This window comes from Planomonospora algeriensis (genome assembly GCF_977012225.1).
Window position 1 is genome coordinate 1 of sequence record NZ_CDRNDK010001119.1, and the last position, 404, is coordinate 404.

1 pseudogene is annotated in these 404 nt (G+C 71.5%); it reads left to right on the forward strand.

The features are described from left to right. Window positions 1-91 precede the first annotated feature (91 nt). A pseudogene (locus tag ACWJ6R_RS38085) lies at window positions 92-404 on the forward strand (RNA-guided endonuclease InsQ/TnpB family protein); the annotation flags it as partial.

Genomic DNA, 404 nt, shown 5'->3' on the forward strand with positions numbered 1-404 from the left:
CAGCCTAGCGATCAGATCAGCCGACTCCCTGTCGCATTTGACTTGACACCTTCCGGAGTTCGACGCCGGGCAGAAGCCGACCGCCGAGCGGATCGCCGCCGCCTGCCGGTCGGTGTGGAACACCGCCCTGGAGCAGCGCCGCGCCTACCGCCGCCGGGGCGCGTTCATCGGCTACGCCGAGCAGTGCCGGCAGCTCGCCGACGCCAAAAAGGACTTCCCCTGGCTGGCAGAGGCGCCCGCGCAGGCGCTGCAGCAGACGCTCAAGGACCTGGATCAGGCGTGCCGGCGGCACGGCACCTGGACGGTCCGCTGGAAGACCCGGGCCCGGTGGACGCCGTCGTTCCGGTTGCCCACCCCCAAGCACCTCCCGGTCCAGGCGATCAACCGCCGGTGGGCGCGGGTGT